The 19,336-nt window shown below is 60.1% G+C and carries 19 protein-coding genes and 1 pseudogene; 16 read left to right on the top strand and 4 right to left on the bottom strand.

From position 1 onward, the window contains the following. Positions 1–37: 37 nt before the first annotated feature. The 5 genes from VF672_RS08380 to VF672_RS08360 all read left to right on the top strand — a co-directional run bounded on the left by VF672_RS08380 (position 38) and on the right by VF672_RS08360 (position 3,392). On the top strand, positions 38–547 hold the full coding sequence (locus VF672_RS08380) for a sigma-70 family RNA polymerase sigma factor (protein WP_331103553.1): 510 nt from the start codon (positions 38–40) through the stop codon (positions 545–547). Between the two features lie 71 nt (positions 548–618). After that, entirely contained in the window at positions 619–1,632 is a 1,014-nt protein-coding gene (locus VF672_RS08375; protein ID WP_331103551.1) for an ABC transporter substrate-binding protein, read from the top strand. A gap of 82 nt (positions 1,633–1,714) precedes the next feature. Continuing rightward, positions 1,715–2,248 (top strand): GNAT family N-acetyltransferase, encoded by a 534-nt coding sequence (locus tag VF672_RS08370; protein WP_331103548.1) that lies wholly within the window; start codon positions 1,715–1,717, stop codon positions 2,246–2,248. 124 nt (positions 2,249–2,372) lie between these two features. Beyond that, positions 2,373–2,891, top strand: a complete 519-nt coding sequence (locus VF672_RS08365; protein WP_331103546.1) for a hypothetical protein — start codon at positions 2,373–2,375, stop codon at positions 2,889–2,891. 63 nt (positions 2,892–2,954) lie between these two features. Further along, positions 2,955–3,392 carry a nucleoside deaminase gene (locus tag VF672_RS08360; RefSeq protein WP_331103544.1) on the top strand — a complete coding sequence of 146 codons (438 nt, stop codon included), beginning with the start codon at positions 2,955–2,957 and terminating at the stop codon, positions 3,390–3,392. 7 nt (positions 3,393–3,399) lie between these two features. On the opposite strand, the gene VF672_RS08355 is transcribed toward VF672_RS08360, so the two are convergent. From VF672_RS08355 to VF672_RS08345, 3 genes are all read right to left on the bottom strand, one after another. Beyond that, positions 3,400–4,401 (bottom strand): diaminopimelate epimerase, encoded by a 1,002-nt coding sequence (locus VF672_RS08355; protein WP_331103542.1) that lies wholly within the window; start codon positions 4,399–4,401, stop codon positions 3,400–3,402. A gap of 65 nt (positions 4,402–4,466) precedes the next feature. Then, positions 4,467–5,069 carry a LysE family translocator gene (locus VF672_RS08350; protein ID WP_331103540.1) on the bottom strand — a complete coding sequence of 201 codons (603 nt, stop codon included), beginning with the start codon at positions 5,067–5,069 and terminating at the stop codon, positions 4,467–4,469. A 54-nt stretch (positions 5,070–5,123) separates the two neighbouring features. After that, a complete protein-coding gene (locus VF672_RS08345) occupies positions 5,124–5,960 on the bottom strand; it encodes an AraC family transcriptional regulator (RefSeq protein ID WP_331103538.1) in 837 nt (278 codons plus the stop codon). Positions 5,961–6,376: 416 nt separating this feature from the next. Here VF672_RS08345 and VF672_RS08340 point away from each other — a divergent pair, with 416 nt between their 5' ends. From VF672_RS08340 to VF672_RS08300, 9 genes are all read left to right on the top strand, one after another. After that, positions 6,377–6,718: a hypothetical protein gene (locus VF672_RS08340; RefSeq protein WP_331103603.1), complete on the top strand. Its 342-nt coding sequence runs from the start codon at positions 6,377–6,379 to the stop codon at positions 6,716–6,718. A 41-nt stretch (positions 6,719–6,759) separates the two neighbouring features. Further along, positions 6,760–7,956, top strand: a complete 1,197-nt coding sequence (locus VF672_RS08335; RefSeq protein ID WP_331103535.1) for a PQQ-dependent sugar dehydrogenase — start codon at positions 6,760–6,762, stop codon at positions 7,954–7,956. Positions 7,957–8,201: 245 nt separating this feature from the next. Next, positions 8,202–8,537, top strand: a complete 336-nt coding sequence (locus VF672_RS08330; protein ID WP_331103533.1) for a helix-turn-helix transcriptional regulator — start codon at positions 8,202–8,204, stop codon at positions 8,535–8,537. Further along, positions 8,537–9,802: a type II toxin-antitoxin system HipA family toxin gene (locus VF672_RS08325; RefSeq protein ID WP_331103530.1), complete on the top strand. Its 1,266-nt coding sequence runs from the start codon at positions 8,537–8,539 to the stop codon at positions 9,800–9,802. The genes VF672_RS08330 and VF672_RS08325 overlap by 1 nt, the downstream gene beginning before the upstream one ends. A 130-nt stretch (positions 9,803–9,932) precedes the next feature. Continuing rightward, positions 9,933–12,104 carry a TonB-dependent siderophore receptor gene (locus VF672_RS08320; protein ID WP_331103528.1) on the top strand — a complete coding sequence of 724 codons (2,172 nt, stop codon included), beginning with the start codon at positions 9,933–9,935 and terminating at the stop codon, positions 12,102–12,104. 114 nt (positions 12,105–12,218) lie between these two features. Beyond that, a complete protein-coding gene (locus VF672_RS08315) occupies positions 12,219–13,538 on the top strand; it encodes an MFS transporter (protein WP_331103526.1) in 1,320 nt (439 codons plus the stop codon). 393 nt (positions 13,539–13,931) lie between these two features. Then, complete coding sequence (locus tag VF672_RS08310; protein WP_331103524.1) at positions 13,932–14,204, top strand: LuxR C-terminal-related transcriptional regulator; 273 nt, start codon at positions 13,932–13,934, stop codon at positions 14,202–14,204. A gap of 189 nt (positions 14,205–14,393) precedes the next feature. Continuing rightward, on the top strand, positions 14,394–15,104 hold the full coding sequence (locus VF672_RS08305; protein ID WP_331103522.1) for a hypothetical protein: 711 nt from the start codon (positions 14,394–14,396) through the stop codon (positions 15,102–15,104). Positions 15,105–15,640: 536 nt separating this feature from the next. Next, entirely contained in the window at positions 15,641–16,531 is an 891-nt protein-coding gene (locus tag VF672_RS08300) for a hypothetical protein (RefSeq protein WP_331103520.1), read from the top strand. Between the two features lie 2 nt (positions 16,532–16,533). On the opposite strand, the gene VF672_RS08295 is transcribed toward VF672_RS08300, so the two are convergent. Beyond that, on the bottom strand, positions 16,534–17,613 hold the full coding sequence (locus tag VF672_RS08295; protein WP_331103518.1) for a diguanylate cyclase: 1,080 nt from the start codon (positions 17,611–17,613) through the stop codon (positions 16,534–16,536). 314 nt (positions 17,614–17,927) lie between these two features. Here VF672_RS08295 and VF672_RS08290 point away from each other — a divergent pair. Together VF672_RS08290 and VF672_RS08285 are read left to right on the top strand one after the other, a co-directional pair. After that, positions 17,928–18,564: pseudogene (locus VF672_RS08290) on the top strand (LysE family translocator). 161 nt (positions 18,565–18,725) lie between these two features. Next, positions 18,726–19,319, top strand: a complete 594-nt coding sequence (locus VF672_RS08285) for a nucleotidyltransferase domain-containing protein (RefSeq protein ID WP_331103601.1) — start codon at positions 18,726–18,728, stop codon at positions 19,317–19,319. The last annotated feature ends 17 nt before the right edge of the window (positions 19,320–19,336 follow it).

Raw genomic sequence — 19,336 nt, 5'->3', positions numbered from 1 at the left:
CTCCCGACGATAAAAACATCAGGGCAGGGGATGTCTTATGGCTGACGCCGACGTTACGCATCGCCATTACCTAAGCGAACTGTTCATGCAGCACCATGCGTGGCTATGCCTGCGCGTGCGTCGGCTGCTGGACTCCACGCAAAGCGCCGAAGACATCGCCTCCGAAACCTTTCTGCAACTGCTGGCCTCGCCCAACGTTGTGCCGATCCGCGACCCCCGCGCACTGCTCACCACGATTGCCCAGCGCCTGGTGTACGAGCACTGGCGGCGCCGCGATCAGCAGCGCGACTACCTGGAAAGGTTGTCCCGCGAAGACGCGGTCCCCGGCGAGTCGGTAGAGAGCCACGCCGCCACGCTGCAAGCCCTTGACCGTCTGGACCGCCGCCTCGATCGCCTCCCTGCGAAGATCAAATCAACGTTTGTGCTCTCGCGGCGCGGCGGTTTGACCTACCCTGAAATTGCCGCGCACCTGGGCATTTCACAGCGCTCGGTGAGCGACTATATGGACCAGGCTGAAACCTGTTGCCGTCGCGCTTGTCTGGAATAGGCGTGCGTTGTGCCCGGCCGACTGTGCCAAACCGATTGAGCATCTCCCATCCCGAGCAACGAGAGACACCCATGACACCAATCAAAAAACTGCTGGGCGGCTCGCTGCTGGCACTGGCTGCGCTGACAGGTTCGGCGCACAGCGCGGAAAAAGCCGCGCCGATTCATTTCGGTGACATCACGTGGGAGAGCGGCAGCCTGATTACCGAAATCCTGCGCACCATCGTGGAAAAAGGCTACGGCTACCCCACCGATAAGCTGCCGGGCAGCACGGTGAGTCTGGAAGCGGCGCTGGCCAAGAACGACATTCAGGTGATCGGCGAGGAGTGGGCGGGACGCAGCCCTGCGTGGGTCAAGGCGGAGGCCGAGGGCAAGGTTCACGGTCTGGGAGACATCGTCAAAGGCGCCACCGAAGGCTGGTGGGTACCGGAGTTCGTGATCAAGGGCGACCCGGAACGCGGCATTAAACCGCTGGCGCCGGACCTCAAATCGGTGTCGGACCTGCCCAAGTACAAAGACGTGTTCAAGGACCCGGAATCGCCGGACAAAGGCCGCTTCCTCAACAGCCCGACCGGCTGGACATCGGAAATCGTCAACACCCAGAAGCTCAAAGCCTACAAGCTCAACGACAGCTACGTGAACTTCCGCACCGGTTCCGGCGCTGCACTGGATGCAGAAGTTGCGTCGTCCATTCGTCGCGGCAAGCCGGTGTTGTTCTACTACTGGTCGCCGACGCCGCTGCTGGGTCGCTTCAAACTGATCAAACTGCAAGAGCCGCCGTTCAACGAGGCCGCCTGGAAAACCCTTGCCGACGCCAGCAATCCAAACCCGATCGGCTCCAGCTCCCTCGCTGCGCACCTGGCGATCGGCGTGTCGGAACCCTTCCGTCAGCAGTACCCCGATCTGGTGAGCTTCTTCGAGAAAGTGGATCTGCCCATCGACCCGTTGAACAAGACCTTGGGCGATATGAGCGAGAAGCGTCTGGAGCCAACTGTTGTGGCGAAGCAGTTCCTCAAGGATCACCCGGAAATCTGGACCGGCTGGGTGCCGGCCGACGTGGCCGGCAAGGTGAAGGCGGCTCTGTAAGCGTTTCCCGTCAGACCGTGGGGCAAGCAGCGGACTGCCGCTTGTCCTACAGGCAATCCCGTTCATGCAGGAGTGACACTCCATGAACCCCTCATTTATACCCTTGCACACCGAACGCCTGATCCTGCGCGAACTTACCCCCGAGGACACCCCGGCGCTGGCGCTGATCCTTGGAGATGCGGAGGTGATGCGCCATTCCGTGGCGGGCGTGTTGTCGCAGGAGGCCACCGGCGAGTTCATCGAGTGGTGCCGTGCATCCTATCGTGAACGCGGCTTTGGTCCATGGGCGGTGGTGGAGAAATTCACTTCAACCCTTGTCGGCTTCTGCGGTCTGAATGCTGAGCGGGTCGAAGACAGGGACGAGATCGAGATTGGATACCGGCTTGCGAGCGGGTTCTGGGGGCGAGGTCTGGGCACTGAAGCCGCGCATAGCGCGGTGGCGTACGGCTTTGAACAGCTGCGGCTGGCCTCGTTGATCGCGATTGTCCAGCCCACCAATTTCGCCTCGGTGAAGGTTATCAAGAAGCTCGGTTTCGGTGGGTTCGTGCATAGCCAGTACCATCGCCAGGGCGTAAGGATTTACCGCATGACGGCGCAGCAATGGGCGCACGGCTAAAGCCGGTCCCACAAGGTGCGCACGGCGTCAGCAGGACATTCGTTGGATACCTCGCCCCTCAACTGTTAGCGTCCAGCGGGCAATCAGAGCGTTGATCACACATAAAAAGTCGCGGGGAGAGGACATGGGATATTGCAGATCGACAGCCTTGACGATGAAGAAAGCGGCAGTGGGGCTGATGTGGGTGGGCGTGATGGCGCTGCAGAATGTGGCGCTGGCGGGCGAAACAGCCCCTGCGCCGGTGGCCAGGGATTCCGCGCTGACCTTCGTGCAGGACCGGCATCTGGGCGAAAGTCTGGGCTGGCTGGGCTATCAAGTCGCTTCCCACACGGTGACCTTCGCGACGATCGTCGAGACCGTCGGCCGCACCAAGGCGCAGGAAATCGTTCAGGACGAACTGCAAAGCCTGCAGCCCCAGTATCAGCAGGAATGGGACCGCAACCTGGCGGCCGCCTACTCAGCATCGTTCACGCCCGAAGAGCTGCAAGGGCTGGATGCCCCCGACCCGGCCCCGGAAGTGGCGAACAAATTCCGCAACAAACAGCGCGACGTCGGCGCGGACATGAAAGACCGTTCCAGCGAACTGCTCAAGGTCTATGTGTCGACCGCGCTGGACAACGCGCTGAAAAAAGCCAAGCCTTGAGCATGCGCTGTGCGAAGCGCCGTTATTTTTCGATCATACCCGTCACGAAGGAAAGGAGAGACCATGGACCCATTCATGCAAGCGGCCATTGACGAGGCACAGAAGAGCCTGGCTGAAGGCGGTATTCCGATTGGCTCGGTCATTGTCCATGACGGCAAGATCATCGGCCGCGGCCATAATCGTCGCGTCCAGGAAGGCAGCGCCATCAAGCACGGCGAAATGGACGCGCTCGAAAACGCCGGCCGCCAGCCCGCCCGCGTTTACCGGGAAGCCACCCTTTACACCACCCTGTCGCCCTGCGCGATGTGCAGCGGCGCAATCCTGCTGTACGGCCTCCGCAAAATCATCGTCGGCGAAAACGAAACGTTCATGGGCGAAGAAGCGCTGCTCAAGTCCCGTGGCGTGGAAGTCGACGTGCTGCATGACAAGACCTGCACCGGGCTTATGCAGCAATTCATCGCGGCCAAACCCGAGCTGTGGAACGAGGACATCGGCGAATAGTTCGGGGTCAGGCCTTGACCTGCGCCGTGCCGAATAACTGCACCTGATGTAACTGCCCTTGCTGCTCGATCAGGCGCAAGGGCGCGGTGCCGCCGGGCATCACCACGTCTATCAGCCCCGCCTCAACCCACCCGCAGAGCCACGCGGCCGATGCGACCGCGCTGGCGCTGGTACCCGAGGACGCCGTCGGGCCTTCGCCCCGCTCGAACACCCGTGCTGCAATACGGTTAGGCCCCAGACGCGCGGCCCATTGAAGATTGATCCCGCCTGGGCAGGGGTCGCCGCATCCTGACTCGCCAGCGACGAAGGCGATGCGGGTGAGGGCCGCGTTCAAGTCGGCGTCGAAAAGGTCGTCGAAACTGGGCAGGTCATCGGCATCGGTCACCAGCGTGACGCAGTGGGGATTGCCAACCCTGACAAACACGCTGGTGTGCCACGCCGGGTGCAACGATGCCATGCGCTCGACCCGATTGACCTCGCGCTCGTTGAACATCACGTTGCTGACGCCCGGGCCTGTTGCGCCCACCGCCTGCCGGCCAAAACCGGGTGCGCCGATGTCCAGCCAAAACCCGTTCACGTCCTCGACGGTCGCCGGGGCCACTTGCGTTGCAACGGGGCTGGGCGAGTCAGCATTGTCGTGATGAACGCGCAGGACGAATGGTGTGCTGCCGTTGATGAGATTTGCGTCAGCCAGTGACTGGGCGAAGATGGTCAGGCCATTGCCGCTGCGTTCGGCGAGGGTGCCGTCGGTGTTGACGATCAGCACGTCAAACGGCGCGGCGTCCTGAAACGGACCAATCAGCAGTCCGTCCGAGCGATGAGGTTTGCTGCCCGGCGGTTGCTGGCCGGCGGGCCAGTCACAGATCGCCGCGACGGCCTGGCCGGTCCAGGCCTGACGGCGAGCGGCAGCTTCCATCGGTGACAGGGGAAGGGAAACGCCGAGGGCGCGCAGCGCATCGGGGGAGATCACCGCGTAGATATTGCCGCGTGCATCGTAAAAGCGCGCCATGGCCAGTCCGTATCAGGAAGTCAGCGCGCATTAAATCACGCCGGCTTATGGCGTGCTGCCCGCCCTCACACCACCAACGTTAACCACGCCGATACCAGCAACAGCACCGCCATCGCCTGATTAAAGCGCTTCATGCTCTGCGCCGAGCGACAGAACTTGGCGGCGCTGACGCCCAGGTATGCCCAGGCGCTCATGCACGGAATCGACACCAGGAAAAACGCCAGCGACAGCCACGCCACCCGCAGCATGCGGTCGGCGTCGGTGCCCGCGAAGACGCTGACCACCGCCAGCGCCATCATCCAGGTTTTCGGGTTGACCAGCTGCAGGCTCGCCGCGCCCCACAGGCCCAGTGTCGGGCCGCTGCGCGGTTGCGTCGGGTCGATCGTTTGAGCGGGGGCGCTGAAGATCTGCCACGCCAGCCAGGTCAGCCAGCCGATACCGACCCATGACATCACCGTTTGCACCTGGCGATGGCGGGCCGGCAGATCGCCCAGCCCGGTGCCGACCATCAGCACCAGCAACGCCGCGCCGGCGCAGGCCCCGAGCACGATCGGCAGTGTGCGCAGCAGTCCGTAGCGCGAGCTGTTGGTCAGGACCAGAATGTTTGTCGGCCCGGGCGTGATCGAAGCGACGAAGGCGAACAGCAGAAAAGGCAGCAGTGTTTGCATGGCGCAACTCGGCGGTCATTGATCGTGGGGCCATGATCAGCGCGCCGTTACCTTTCAGTCTGGAACAATTGAGCAGCGTCGGCGGTAGTCCGCCGGGGTCATGCGATAGGCGCGCTGGAACCAGCGGCCCAGATGGCTTTGGTCGGCGAAACCCAATGCTGCCGCGACGCTGACAGGCGCCTCGCCCCGCGCCAGCCGATGCCGGGCTCGGGTCAGGCGCAACTGGATCAGGTAGGCATGGGGCGCCATGCCGAACGCCGCCTTGAACGCGCGGCTCAGGCGAAAACGGTCAACGCCGGTTGCTTGCGCCAGATCATCCAGGCCGATGTCCTGGTGCAAGTGACTGTGCAGATAATCCCGTGCCCGCTGGGCCACCAATGGCAGGCGCGGGTCGGGGTTGATCAGGGTGCGCCAGCGCAAGTGGCGGGTCAGGTCGGCGAGCAGGTGGTCCAGCGCGGTCTGGCGGACGATGCGCAATTCGTCGTGGTGCATCGCTTCGAAGGCATTGGCGGTAGCGATGGCCAGACGCGGGTCTTCGGCCAGCGTCGCGGCGAAGCTGAGCTGGGCGTTATCGGGCGCCTCTTCGAACTGCGCGCGCAATTCGCGATCCAGCCAGCGCGGGTCCAGGTACAACGTTCGGTAGGTAAAACCGCCCGCTTCTGGAGCCGTGCCGTCGTGGATGTCGCCAGGCTCCAGCAAAAACACCTTGCCCGGCGTGCTGTTGTGCTGCTGCCGACGGCAGTTGAATTGCTGCAAACCCTGTTCGGTGATGCCCACCAGGTAACTGTCATGCCAGTGCGGATCATAGGCATGCCCCTCAAAATGCGCGCGCACCGTCTCGATGCCGGACGTGGCGTCCTGTTTGAGCTCGATCCAGTTGCGATCGGACATCTGGGGCCTCGGAAAGGGTGGCTTGATCGGGGGGCAGTCAGTCGTGGGCCACGTTAACCCGCAGCTTACGGCAGGTCTGGAAGAATTGTGCAGCAGGCGACGAGGTGTTGATCCAGGCTGCAGGACGCCGCCGTGCTGCAAATTCGTGGGAGCCGGCTTGCTGGCGAACCCGATTTGCCATTTACCACTCAAGTGTCTGGACTGATGCGTTCGCCAGCAAGCCGGCTCCTGCAGGGATTGCATGAGCCCGCGGCATTGAATGGCCTGTGCAATCCGTCTCTTTCGCCTTACCCGCGACTATTCTTGTTACAAAGCGAAAGGTCCTACACGTTGCTCATCCACCGTCACGGCGCGAACCTACATGCCTGATCGCTATCAAAGACCGGAATCGTTACCCATTCCACAGAAGGTAAATGATGAAGAGTTTTTCGCGTCGCCTCGCCGTCGTCTTGCTCGGCGGGCTCTTGTCCGCCGGGCTGGCGCAAGCCGATGATCCCACTGCGGGCTCCCCGCCGTTGATAGCCGCTGCCGGCTATCCCAACCGCTCCATCAATGTGCCCGACAATGGCGCCATCCGCCGCGCCAACCCCAACAGCCGTCAGGGCACCGAGTCGACCGCACCGCGAGTCGGTGGTCCGAACCTGGGACCTGCCCAGCCCCGTCCGCCGACCCTTGAAAACGGTGGCATCGGCAATGGGTATCCGACCCGTCAAGCACCTGCTCGCCCCTCAAACGACGCCCAGCGCCGCAGCAACTGATACGACTGCCCGCATCCCTTCTATTTCACAAGGAATCGCCCATGTTGCGTACCACCCCTCTTTGCAAGAGCACTCTTTGCAAGAGCACTCTTTGCAAGAGCTTACTGGCGACCTTATGCGCGTCCGCGTTATTGGGTTTCTCCGTGCAAGGGAATGCCGCGACCTACCAGAGCGAAAACGGCACCCTGACGGTCGACGAGGTCGCCGGCGGGTTGCAACGCCCTTGGGCGGTTGCGTTCTTGCCGAATGCCCAGGGCATGCTGGTGACCGAACGCACCGGCAACCTGCGCCGGGTAATGCCTGACGGCAAGCTGTCGGCGCCGATCTCGGGCGTGCCGAAGGTCTGGCTGCAAGGGCAGGGCGGTTTGCTGGACGTCGAGCTGTCGCCAGACTTTGCCAAGGACCGCATGGTCTACCTCACCTACGCCGAGGCGGCCAGTGACGGCAAGACCGGCGGCACCGCGGCGGGCCGCGCGCGGCTCTCTGAGGACATGACCCGACTGGAAGGCTTCACCCGCATTTTCCAGCAGCAGCCCAAATTGTCGGTGGGCAACCACTTCGGCTCGCGCATTGTCTTTGATCGCGACGGCTACCTGTTCATCGCGCTGGGCGAAAACAACGACCGAGCCACGGCGCAAGACCTCGACAAACTGCAGGGCAAGGTCGTGCGCCTGTACCCGGATGGCACCGTGCCCAAAGACAACCCCTTTGTCGGCCAGAAAAACGTGCGCCCGGAAATCTGGAGCTACGGTCACCGCAATCAGCAGGGCGCTGCGCTCAACCCCTGGACCGGCACGCTGTGGACCAACGAACACGGTCCGCGTGGCGGCGATGAAATAAATATCATCGAACGCGCCGGCAATTATGGCTGGCCGATCTCGACCTTCGGCATCGATTACAGCGGCGAGCCGATTTCAGAGTCCAAAGGCAAGATCGTCGAGGGCGTGAAGAATCCGTTCCATGTGTGGGAGAAATCCCCGGGCATCAGCGGCATGGCCTTCTACGATTCAAGCACGTTCAAAGCATGGGACCACAACGTCTTCATTGGCGCGCTGGCCTCCGAGGACCTGATTCGTCTGGAGCTCAAGGACGATAAGGTGGTGCACGAAGAGCGCCTGCTCGGCGAACTCAAGTCCCGCATCCGCGACGTGCGACAAGGGCCGGATGGGTACGTCTACGTACTGACCGATGAGGAAAACGGAAAGCTGTTGAAGGTCGGGTTGAAGGTCGAGCAGTAATCCAGGGCTGACGTCGCCGCTCGGACGTGCGGGCGGCTTGGGTGAGAGTTTTGTCGAAGTGCTCAACGAGGTGGCGCTGTTATGTCACGTATAAGGCTCCATGAGTTGCAATGAGCGGTATATGGCTCATCCATTGGCGGATGTAGGCTATATGGCTCCCTAGACGGAAATGAGCCTTATAACGCTCATCAGACTTGACCTGAGCCATATACATTACATACTCACTGCTCGACGGTGAGGCACCCATGAAAACCACCCTGCTGGACCAGATTCGCAAGCGGCGACTGGCGTTAGGCCTGCAAATACAGGAAATGCCCCTGCGTGCGGGCGTGACCCGTCAGCAGTACGGCAAGATCGAAGCGGGTGGTAACCCGCGTTTGACGACACTTGACCAGATCGCAGAAGGGCTCGACGCCACTTTGCTCCTGGTTCCCAAGTCAAAGCTCGCCGCTGTACAGAGAGTTCTCGACAGCGAGGCAGCACCCAACAGCGATCGCCCCTATGCCGCGCAGGCGAACGATGCCGCGCGGCCAGAGCTTTTCGTCAACGAGGCCGATGAGAGTCCGTGGGGTGATCTCTGATGGCTGATGAAACGGTCGCCGCCTTGCAGCTAACGCTTCAGGGAGCGCGCGTGGGTTACGTTGCGGGGTATTCCAATGGCAAAAACGTCTTTACCCTGGCGCCGGAGTACATCGAGAATCAGGACCGATTTCCGCTGACGCTGTCGCACACCGATCCGATGGCATTCGCGCAGCAATTGGCCAAACGGCATCCCTATATCACCGCACATAAGCTACATCCCGTCTTGAGCAATCTCCTGCCGGAGGGGGCATTGCGGGATTTCCTCTCTCAAGCAATGAAAGTCCACCGCGATAACGAATTTCCGCTGCTGACATGGCTGGGTCGCGACTTGCCGGGCGCTTTGATAGCGCAGCGAATGGACGCTGCAGAGATCCCTGGGCTGGGCCTGCAGCATCGTGGAAAACTCGACGCTACCGTCATCGACATCCCTGACAGCCAGGCGCATTTCTCGCTGGCCGGGGTGCAAATGAAATTTTCCATGCGCGACAGAGATGGGCGGTACATCACCGGGGATCCGGAGGCGCCTGGCGACTGGATCATCAAGACGCCTTCCACAATTCACCCCTTCGTTCCGCTGAATGAATACACGGCGATGACGCTGGCTGCGCTTGCCGGTGTCGACATTCCGGAAATCAGACTGATCCCGATGGCCGATATTGAAGCGCTGCCGAACATAAACCTGCCAGACGAAACGCATGCTTACGGCATACGTCGGTTCGACCGTCTGCCAGGAAACGCGCGGGTGCATGCCGAAGATTTTGCGCAAATATTCTTCGCTTACGCACAGGATAAATACCGCAGCGCAAGCTCCGATCAGATTGGCAAGCTGGTTTACCGGAACTCGCTCCACGCGCAGCGGGATGCCATACAGATGGCGAGGCGGCTGCTGGTCAATGTGCTGCTGGCCAACGGCGATGCGCACCTCAAGAACTGGAGCATGATGTACCGCGACGGTCGAAACGCCGAGCTTTCACCCGCCTACGACATTGTCACGACCAAGGCCTACATTGTCGATGAGTCCAAGCCTGCCCTGAATATGGCCAAGGCCAGGAGCTGGTATGACATGTCACTCGAGCACTTCCAGAAGTGGGCCGAATACGGCGACATTCCCTGGAGACCGGTCCTCTATAACCTGAAAGCCACGATAGACAGCGCGCGTACCCTTTGGCCCGGTGCTCTAACCGACAGCCCAATGCCAGATCGGCAGCAGGATGCCTTGCGCGCGCACTGGAGGCTTCTGCATCCAGACTTTCGTATCGAATGACCCTTCGCGATGTCCACACCTCACATCGATCCCGGTTGTAAAAAGTCAGCGCAGAACGTAAAAGAGGCGCCGCCGAACCCGCCTGCGTTTTTCATTGCCCGACTGCCCATCACCAGGAATACACCCGCCGATGATCATTCCCTCCCGTCCCGCTGCCGGCCTTACGCGTCGACTGTTGCCGTTGAGTATCGCCTTCGCTTCGCCGTGGCTGGCGGCTCAGGAGGCAGAACCGGTGACGCTGGATGCGCTGCGCGTAACCGGTGAGCAGGACTCGATTTATCAGGCGAGCGGGGCGTCGGTGGGCGGTTTTGGTGAAACGCCGCTGCGCGATACGCCTGCGTCGATATCGGTGTTCACCGCCCAACGGCTGGAAGACCAGCACGCCAGGCTGCTCAGCGAGGTCCTGCGCAACGACGCTTCAGTGGGGGACAGCTACGCGCCGGTGGGCTACTACGAAAACTTCGTCGTGCGCGGGTTTTCACTCAATGCCGCCAACAGCTACCGCATCAATGGCCGCAGCATCACCGGCGAGCAGAACGTGGCGCTGGAAAACAAGGAGCAGGTCGAGCTGCTCAAAGGGCTGTCGGGCCTGCAAAGCGGCGTGTCGGAGCCTGCCGGCGTGATCAATTACAAGACCAAGCGCCCGGAAGACGTGCGCTCGGTGACGGTCTCGACCAACGAGCAGGGCGAGCGCTACATCGCTACGGACGTCGGCGGCTGGTTCGGCAGCGAGAAACAGTTCGGCCTGCGCGCCAACGTCGCCCACGAGGACATTCGCTCCTACGTCGAGCACGCCAATGGACAACGGGATTTTGCCTCGCTGGCCTTCGACTGGAACATTAACGACCAGTCCACCCTGCAGCTCGACGTGGAATACCAAACCAAAGAGCAGCGCTCGGTGCCGGGCTATCAGTTGCTGGGCGGCACCGAGCTGCCCCACGACGCCTCGCCGCGCAAGCTGTTGGGCTATCAAAGCGGTTCGAATCCGGTGGGCATCGATTCGCTGAACATGAGCGGCCGTTACGAATATCGCCTCAGCGACGACTGGAAAGCCAGCCTCAGCGCATCACGCAGCCGCGTGGTCATCGACGATTACAGCGCCTTCGCCTACGGCTGCTATTACCAGAGCGATTGTCCAGCCGAGCCGCTGACCGGGCACTTCACGCCGAGCGGCGGCTACGACATCTACGACTTCCGCAGCCCGGACGACACGCGGCGCAACGACGAAGTGGAGGCGTCGATGACCGGCCTGTTCGACACCGGCTGGCTCAAGCATGAGCTGACGTTCGGCACCAGCGCGTTGCGCCGCACGGTCGACACCCGCCCGTATTTCAGTGAATACATCGGCTCCGGCAACATCCATGAAACGCCCGACACTTTCGCGCCGTCGGACCTGTCGGTGGGCCACACCGAACGGCGTCTGGACAGTCGTCAGTACGGGCTTTTCGCCACAGATCGCATCAGCTTCAATGAACATTGGCAGACAATCGTCGGCGGGCGTGAAGTGAAGCTCGATGAAAAGGCCTACAACGAAGACGGCAGCGCAAACCGCCACACCGAGCGGTCGATCTTCTTGCCCCAAGCCGCGCTGATCTACAAGCCGATCGACAGCGTTTCGCTGTACGCCAGTTACAGCAAAGGATTGTCGCTGGGCGGCACGGCGTCGGTGTTCGACAGCAATGTCGGGGAAATCCTTGCCCCCACCACCTCTCGCCAGCTGGAAGCCGGGATCAAATACGACTGGCGCCGCATGAGCTTCACGGCGGCGGTGTTTCAAACCCGTCAGGCCTATCAGTATTCGAAACCCAACGACGACGGCAGCCTGACCTTCGTCCAGCAGGGCCAGCAGAAAAACACCGGCATCGAGCTGAGCGCCAATGGCTACGTGACCTCGCAGCTGCAACTGTCGGCCAGCGTCGCGGCCATTCGCGCCAGAGTGGAAGACAGCGGCACCGCGCTCTACGAAGACCATCAGGCGATCAACGTGCCCAAGCTCCGCAGCAGCCTGTCAGCCGATTACACGTTGCCGATTCAGGGATTGGCGCTGCTGGGCGGCGTGCAATACAGCTCAAGCAAGTACGCCAACCGCGAAGGCTCGGTGAAGGTCGACGACTACGCGGTGTTCAACGCAGGCAGCCGCTACAGCACGAAAATCGAGGGCTACGACACCGTCTTGCGCCTGACGGTCGACAACCTGTTCGACAAGCGTTATTGGCGCGACGCGGGCGAATACCTGGGTGACGATTACCTGTTCCTCGGCGCGCCGCGTACAGCGCGGGTGTCGGCGACGGTGAGTTTTTAAACGGATCGCTGAGCGTGCCAGCCGTCAGCGACCCGCCCTCAATCCGTCAGCTTTGTTATCCTGCGCGCCTTTGTCGCACCTGAGTGCGTTTCAACCTGTGATTTGGGGTCTTTCATGACAGCCATTCTTCGACCACGCCCACAACCCATCAGCCGGGGAGACTACAAAACCCTTGGCCTGGCGGCACTGGGCGGGGCGCTGGAAATCTACGATTTCATCATCTTCGTATTTTTCGCCCTGACGCTCAGTCAGCTGTTCTTCCCGCCGGAAATGCCCGAGTGGCTGCGCCTGTTGCAGAGCTTCGGGATTTTCGTCACCGGTTACCTGGCCCGCCCGCTCGGCGGGATTCTCATGGCGCACTTCGCCGACAAACTCGGCCGCAAGCGCGTGTTCAGCCTCAGCATCCTGATGATGGCGTTGCCGTGTCTGCTCATTGGCGTGATGCCCACGTACGCCGAAATCGGCTACTGGGCACCGTTGATCCTGCTGGCGCTGCGCATCCTTCAAGGCGCGGCCGTCGGCGGCGAAGTGCCGAGCGCCTGGGTGTTCGTGGCAGAGCACGCGCCCAAGGGCCATCGCGGTTACGCGCTCGGTGTGCTGCAAGCCGGGCTGACCTTCGGCTACCTCATCGGCGCGCTGACCGCGACCTGGCTGGCGAAGGTCTTCAGCCACGCGGAAATCCTCGATTACGCCTGGCGCATTCCGTTCCTGCTGGGCGGTGTGTTCGGGGTCATCGGCGTCTGGCTGCGACGCTGGCTCAGTGAAACGCCAGTGTTCATGGCGATGCATGCCCAGCGGGAGGGGATGACTGAACTGCCACTGCGCGCTGTCCTGCGCCAGCATCGACAATCTCTGTTACCGGCTGCGCTACTGACCTGCGTGCTGACCTCGGCTGTCGTGACGCTGGTGGTCATCACGCCTACGGTGATGCAACAGCGCTTCGGCATGAGCCCCAGCGACACCTTCGCCCTGAGCAGCGTCGGCATCGTCTTTCTCAACATCGGCTGCGTGTTGGCCGGCATGCTAGTCGATCGCATTGGCGCCTGGCGCGGCGTGGTGCTGTACAGCCTGTTGCTGCCGGTCGGCGTTGGCCTGCTCTATGCCAGCCTGGTCAGTCACTGGTTGCCGCTCGGCCTGGCTTATGCCCTGGCCGGTCTGGCCTGCGGCATCGTCGGCGTTGTGCCGTCGGTCATGGTCGGACTGTTCCCGGCGAACATTCGCGTCTCCGGTATCTCACTGACCTACAACATCAGCTATGCGCTGTGGGCAAGCACCACGCCGCTGGCGCTGATCGCCCTGATGCCGTGGAGCCCGTGGGTGTGCGTGGGCTACTGCGTGATCATGGGCGCGGTCGGTCTGGCGACGGCCCTGTTCTTTGGTCTGCGCAAGGGCATGCAGGTCGACGATGTTCGCGTGGCGCAGGCCGGACACTGAGAGGGGGAAGGGGCGTCGCAATGACGCTCCTTCTTGTGGCTCAATGTCGCGGATTAACAATACGCAGCATTTGAAACGAGATTGACCCGCTGATTTGTAACAGATGATTGTAATTATCATTTGCAGCGTTTATTGTCCCCGTCTATACAACTGACCCGCTTTTTATATATTCACCTGGCCTGCACTTGGGTCGTGTTCGAATAGTTTGTCTGCGTGTTTGAGTAGGGATACTCGCAATATCTGTAGGAAAGTTTACTTTTTGTTGTTCGGTTATTAACCTGCTTGACTGTGTGAATGAGTAAAGCATTAAAACCTGAATATCAATAAAAACAATGTCACAGCCAGGCAGAGGTAATGCCTGGGTCGGCAAGTCGCGGAGATGGTTGAGGGCCAATGTTGGAAGAAGAACGCAAGCGCAAGCGGTTAAATAAAACCACTCCCCGAGAGCAGGAAGTCCTGCTTCTATTGCTGCAGGGGCATACCAACAAGGGCATCGCGCAACGGCTTGGGATCAGTGATTACACGGCCCGCGATCACGTTTCGGCGTTGCTGCGAAAGAACGAGGTGAAGAACCGCGCACAGCTCATTGCGCTGCACATCACGGCGCCGCGACAGAAAAAGCTGCTTTCACCCCTACATCTGACGGATTGTTTCGTTGACCGGTAAGTGCATAATTAACCCAATTTGATAGCCTAAACTTTCAATCTGTCGTCAGTGTGATTCGCTGCGGTGAATTTCGTTTTTCGATGCGCGGCTTTCTGCCTAAAGACTTCGCTGTGAGTGCTTTTTATTTTTTAAATCAAAGTGCTGGTGATGGCGCGCCTAAAATAACAACCAATAATAAGGATGGAACCGATGACCCTTCAAATCGCAGCGTCTGAGCCCTTGAAGCAACAGTGCATCGATGCAGACTTTGATGTGGACGCCTCAACCGCGTTTCAGCAATTGGTGGATGAACAAAGCCAACTGTCGCGAGACCAGTTGAGCGAGCTGCACAAACAATGGCTCGGGCCCCATGGCGTGTTTGCCACCTTCAGCGCAGAGGTCGAGCGATTGGGGCGTCAGGCCCCCGCGCTGGATGACCTCTCCAGCCTCGGCAGCGCGGAGCGCATGAACGAGGCCGAACAGGCGGTGGCTTTCGCGCTGGCGCAAAGCAATCGCCGGCGCGCGGTTAACAACCCCTTCGGTTCACGCTCGCGTCAGGACCTGTGCTGCGTAGTATTCGACGAGTCCCGCGCGTACACCCTGGCGGAGCGGTACGCCGCGTACGAGGCCATGCGCCAGAGCGACTCGGATTTCTTCATCAAACTGATCGCCACCACTCGCGGCGTCACTGAGCGGCGCATTGTCTTTCGCGGTTTGCTGGAACATTACGACCGCCTGCTGCCGATCGAAAAAAGCATTTACCCTGAGGCCTACCGCGACGTACAGCAAACGCATCTGGGTCGGGAAGAAGGGTTGTATGGGCCGCTGATATTGGGCGACAGCCTTGTTGCGATATTTGAAACAGTCACACCTAAAGAACTGCTCAACCAGATTCATAATTCGGCAGAAATGCTTCCATGATTTCCGGGGCACCTTGTCCCGGTTAACGCAAAAAGAAGATTAGGATATTTGGTATGGACGTAAGGTATTTATTGTTGGTATTGATGTTTACATCAATGTCAGCAATGGCAGGGGAGTATTCGGTGACAATGGTGGATACCCCGAATCGGATCACTGTTCCGGGAGGGGTGGGTCTTTCCGTATACTCAATTGGTAGTCGTGAGACACGGAGGCAGCTGTCTGGTAAGGTTGTATCTATTGAATGGAGTACAACATCCTATCCCCAAAGCGTCGGCGAAGAAGTAGAGTTGTGTTTTCGGGTGTATAAAGGTGAGACCCCTTGTGTTCTTATCGCGCCTGGAACGTCTGGCATAAGTTATGACTTTCAAGGCGAAAGCTTTTTTCCAGGCGCGGGAGTGAACATCCGTCATAAGACAAAAGAAGGAGGACAAAGGAATAGTCGCCCCTCCGGCCAAGATAGGATCACATTCAATGTAATTGAATAGCACTCATGCCGTCTTCGCCCAGGCGAGGACGGCCTCTTCGGGAGTATTTCAATGAATATTTCAATCCCAGAAAAAATCAATGTTCACTCCGCCTGTTTGCTGAAGGTGGCCCAACCCGAAATCAATGAGGCTGCAGGCGCCTCGCTTCGTGATGTGCAGCAAACACCCGAATCGCCTGTCTCTCTCAGCGGAAGGGGACTGATGATGTCCCGACTCTTCAAGGGGCATGCGGTTGAGCCCGCCACAGTGGGATACGATCCCAACTTATCGACGTTATTTCCCACACTGTTCCTGTTACCCGAAGATCGGTATCTACTCTCTGCAGTTTACGAATTCGCAAATGCAGAAGGCGCCGACCTTGCCTACGTGGACGATCTGGCCTGGTCCATTGCTTATTACCGGAAATCGGACAATGGACGCGAAATCATCCCGCAGCGGCCTCTCAAACGGTTTGATACTGAAGGGCACGAAGTGTCTTATTCCTTCAATGAGGAAAGCGCCAAGACGGCCCATCGAATATTGAATGGAAGTGCTCTCAGTACGACAGCCGTAGATCGCGGCTTTCTGCGTTTTGCACTGGATGTCGATTACAGCCCGATGAGCAGCCTGGATTTTCGTTTCCTGGAGCAGGTCGTCAACAAGTTTTCTGAAAGAGGGGAAGCGGCGGCGGGCTTTGGCCGGCAGTTCGATCATTTTTCCCTTGATCAAAAGAACTGGATCAAGAACGTTTCAGTGCAGATATATGACCTTTCAGCCACCGTGCCGTTCTTAAAGGGCACGAAATCTGATGGCGGTGCCGCGCTTGCGACGCGTGACTCGGCGACTGAGGCGGCCGCTATGGGAGCAGAGCCTTCACGCGCGCTTCGCGAGATAATCGCTGCCTACCTGAAGGAAACAGGTGTTCCTACGTTGTTCGAAACGTTGATGCGCATGAAGCGCTGAACTCACCCCACCGCCGCACCCTCACGCGCGCCGACCTTGCTGCAGGGGCGCGCCGGAGTCACCCGATTACGCCCGGCGCTTTTCGCGTCATACAGCGCCATGTCCGCTTCGTGCAGCCACAGTCCGGCGTCGGTCTGGTGGGGGCCGTAGGCAGCGACGCCGATGCTCAGGCTCAGCTTGAGGTCGGGCAGGGTTGAGTGGGCGTGATCGTGGACGGTACGGCGCAGGCGTTCGAGGATGGCGGTGGCCTGGGCGAGGGGGGTATCAGGCAGGATGACGCAAAACTCGTCGCCGCCATAACGGCCGGCCAGATCGGTCTGGCGCAGGTTGGCGGACAGCGCTTTGCTCAGTTGCTTGAGGACATTGTCCCCGGTGATGTGGCCGTAGGTGTCGTTGATGGCTTTGAAGTGGTCGATATCGATCAGCGCTACGCTGTGCTCGCGCTCTTGCGTCTGGCATTTGTCGAATTCGAGCGCCAGACGGTCCTTCCACGCTCCATGGTTCATGAGGCCTGTGAGGCTGTCGGTGACGCTGAGTTTTTCCAGTGCCTTCTTGCTGCTCGACAGCTGCACCGCGACGCGATAACAGACCAGTCCGATGGCCATTGGGTAGATCACCAGCATCGGCAGGCAAGCGAACACCTGAGTCTGCGTCACGTGGGAAAACAACGGTGGCAGGAAAATCGTGTACGCCACCAGCGCACCCGTCGCCTGCGCCAGTGAACCCAGTACAAACAGCCGCAAGCCACCGGTGGCAATGTTGTTCATCGCCATCATCGACAGCACGGTCACGGTAGGCAGCGGACTGATGCCCATCGCGCCGGCCCAGAACCCGCCGCCCAGCGAGTCGTAAATCAGATTACGGCGTTCGGCGGCGTATGGCTGGGGCGAGCGTTTGGCCAATTGATAGGCGATGTGCGGCCAGACGTAGCCATGAACGATCATCGCCACCCACACCCAGACCGGCGGATGCGACGGGTACAGCGCTGCAGCCACCGCGAAGAAACCAATGCCCTGGCCGATGCTGCGCGGCAGGTACATGCGCCTGGCGAAGGAGATACCCTTTTGGACCGAAGTGTTCATCGCGCTTCACCGGGTTGTAACGCTGCATCCCGACTGCGACATCGGCCATGACCTGCGCCTGAGAGTGTCGCTTGCCCACGTGATGCTGGGAAGGGCTTTTTGCCACCATTCGGTAAATAATCCATACAGGCCTGGCCAGAGGTCGATGCCGCTCAATCCTCTGAAGGTTCGGGCCGAGAGAGCAGCAGGCCGCGTCTGTCATGGGCGGTTTTCCACCCATCTGTGTATAGACCGTTTTGCGCAGGTTGGCTGAGATGGGACGGCCGTTCGGCGCTGTCCGGATGCGTATTTCGTCACGCCGGCAGGAGCCCACGATGCCCGAACTCTCAAACCTCATCGCTTTTTGCCTTATCGCTCTCGGGATGGTGCTGACGCCGGGGCCGAACATGATCTACGTCATCTCGCGATCCCTCTCACAAGGGCGCAAGGCGGGGCTGATCTCCCTCGGCGGCGTGGCAGTCGGGTTCGTCTTCTACATGCTGTGCGCAGCGTTCGGCATTACCGGGTTGGTGATGGCGGTCCCCTACGCGTACGACACGCTGCGCATGGCCGGCGCGGTGTATTTGCTGTACCTCGCCTGGCAGGCCGTGAAACCCGGCGGCCGCTCGCCGTTTCAGGTCAAGCACCTGCCGCAGGACAGCAACCGGCAGCTGTTCCTCATGGGCTTGATGACCAACCTGTTCAATCCGAAGGTGGCCGTCCTTTACCTGTCGCTGTTGCCGCAGTTCATCACCGTCGGCGACGGCACCCGTGTGCTCGCCCAGTCGCTGGTATTAGGCAGCGCGCAGATTCTGGTGAGTCTGACCGTTAATGCGATGGTCGTCATGGCGGCGGGCTCCATCGCGCTGACGCTGACCCAAAAAACCCGGTTGGGCGACCGTACAGCGCTGGGTGATGGGCACGGTGTTGTTCGGGTTTGCGGTGCGGATGGCAGTTGAGGGCAGGCGCTGATAGTGAAGTTTAGCGAGGGATGGCGCCGTTTTTGGGACGCCTTGGCGATGACCTGCGAGCGCGCAGCATATCAGGTCCACAGCGGCCAACAAGACTGACCGCTTGAAAAATGCTGCCTTTAAGGCTTCAATTGCTGCCTTTAAAGCAGCACTTCGGTGGCGATGATGACGCTTGGCGAGTTCCTGTTCTCTGACTATCGCCGCATGGTATTGACGTTGCTGCTATTACACCCCGAACGTCAGTACCATCAACGCGAGATTGCGCGGCTGACCGGGACGATCTCGGGAACGCTGAGTCGCGAGTTGAGCAAGATGGTCGAAGCGGGATTGCTGCTCAAATCTCCGGTCGGCAACCAAATGCAGTACCAGGCAAATCAGGATTGCGTCATTTTCCCCGAGCTGGTCGGCATCTTGCGCAAGACCGACGGTTTGGTCACGCCCATCGCTGATGCTTTGGCCCCCTTATCCGACAGAATCAAAACGGCTTTCGTCTTCGGGTCTATGGCCACGGGCAAGGCAACAGCCAATAGCGACATCGACCTTCTAGTCTTAGGAGAGGTCAATTTCGGCGAGCTCATCACCCACCTTTATCCACTACAGGAAGTCTTGGGCAGAGAAATCAATCCCAAGCAGTACCCGGAGCAAGAGTGGTTCCAATTGTTAGCAGAGCGGGGCGGCTTCGTGCGCGATTTGATGGCCAAGCCTAAGCTGTTCGTCATCGGCTCGGAAGGTGATCTGAGCCCTCACAAGGAGTGACCTATGACGCTGGAAAA

This window comes from Pseudomonas sp., from assembly GCF_036387035.1.
Classification (GTDB): domain Bacteria; phylum Pseudomonadota; class Gammaproteobacteria; order Pseudomonadales; family Pseudomonadaceae; genus Aquipseudomonas.
Note: the sequence above shows the minus strand (reverse complement) of the source record. Positions and strands in the feature narration are given on the sequence as shown.

Bases quoted from the DNA above. Each gene is read 5' to 3' on its own strand.
- VF672_RS08380 (WP_331103553.1), top strand. From the start codon at position 38: ATGGCTGACGCCGACGTTACGCATCGCCATTACCTAAGCGAACTGTTC.
- VF672_RS08375 (WP_331103551.1), top strand. From the start codon at position 619: ATGACACCAATCAAAAAACTGCTGGGCGGCTCGCTGCTGGCACTGGCT.
- VF672_RS08370 (WP_331103548.1), top strand. From the start codon at position 1,715: ATGAACCCCTCATTTATACCCTTGCACACCGAACGCCTGATCCTGCGC.
- VF672_RS08365 (WP_331103546.1), top strand. From the start codon at position 2,373: ATGGGATATTGCAGATCGACAGCCTTGACGATGAAGAAAGCGGCAGTG.
- VF672_RS08360 (WP_331103544.1), top strand. From the start codon at position 2,955: ATGGACCCATTCATGCAAGCGGCCATTGACGAGGCACAGAAGAGCCTG.
- VF672_RS08355 (WP_331103542.1), bottom strand. From the start codon at position 4,401: ATGGCGCGCTTTTACGATGCACGCGGCAATATCTACGCGGTGATCTCC.
- VF672_RS08350 (WP_331103540.1), bottom strand. From the start codon at position 5,069: ATGCAAACACTGCTGCCTTTTCTGCTGTTCGCCTTCGTCGCTTCGATC.
- VF672_RS08345 (WP_331103538.1), bottom strand. From the start codon at position 5,960: ATGTCCGATCGCAACTGGATCGAGCTCAAACAGGACGCCACGTCCGGC.
- VF672_RS08340 (WP_331103603.1), top strand. From the start codon at position 6,377: ATGAAGAGTTTTTCGCGTCGCCTCGCCGTCGTCTTGCTCGGCGGGCTC.
- VF672_RS08335 (WP_331103535.1), top strand. From the start codon at position 6,760: ATGTTGCGTACCACCCCTCTTTGCAAGAGCACTCTTTGCAAGAGCACT.
- VF672_RS08330 (WP_331103533.1), top strand. From the start codon at position 8,202: ATGAAAACCACCCTGCTGGACCAGATTCGCAAGCGGCGACTGGCGTTA.
- VF672_RS08325 (WP_331103530.1), top strand. From the start codon at position 8,537: ATGGCTGATGAAACGGTCGCCGCCTTGCAGCTAACGCTTCAGGGAGCG.
- VF672_RS08320 (WP_331103528.1), top strand. From the start codon at position 9,933: ATGATCATTCCCTCCCGTCCCGCTGCCGGCCTTACGCGTCGACTGTTG.
- VF672_RS08315 (WP_331103526.1), top strand. From the start codon at position 12,219: ATGACAGCCATTCTTCGACCACGCCCACAACCCATCAGCCGGGGAGAC.
- VF672_RS08310 (WP_331103524.1), top strand. From the start codon at position 13,932: ATGTTGGAAGAAGAACGCAAGCGCAAGCGGTTAAATAAAACCACTCCC.
- VF672_RS08305 (WP_331103522.1), top strand. From the start codon at position 14,394: ATGACCCTTCAAATCGCAGCGTCTGAGCCCTTGAAGCAACAGTGCATC.
- VF672_RS08300 (WP_331103520.1), top strand. From the start codon at position 15,641: ATGAATATTTCAATCCCAGAAAAAATCAATGTTCACTCCGCCTGTTTG.
- VF672_RS08295 (WP_331103518.1), bottom strand. From the start codon at position 17,613: ATGAACACTTCGGTCCAAAAGGGTATCTCCTTCGCCAGGCGCATGTAC.
- VF672_RS08285 (WP_331103601.1), top strand. From the start codon at position 18,726: ATGATGACGCTTGGCGAGTTCCTGTTCTCTGACTATCGCCGCATGGTA.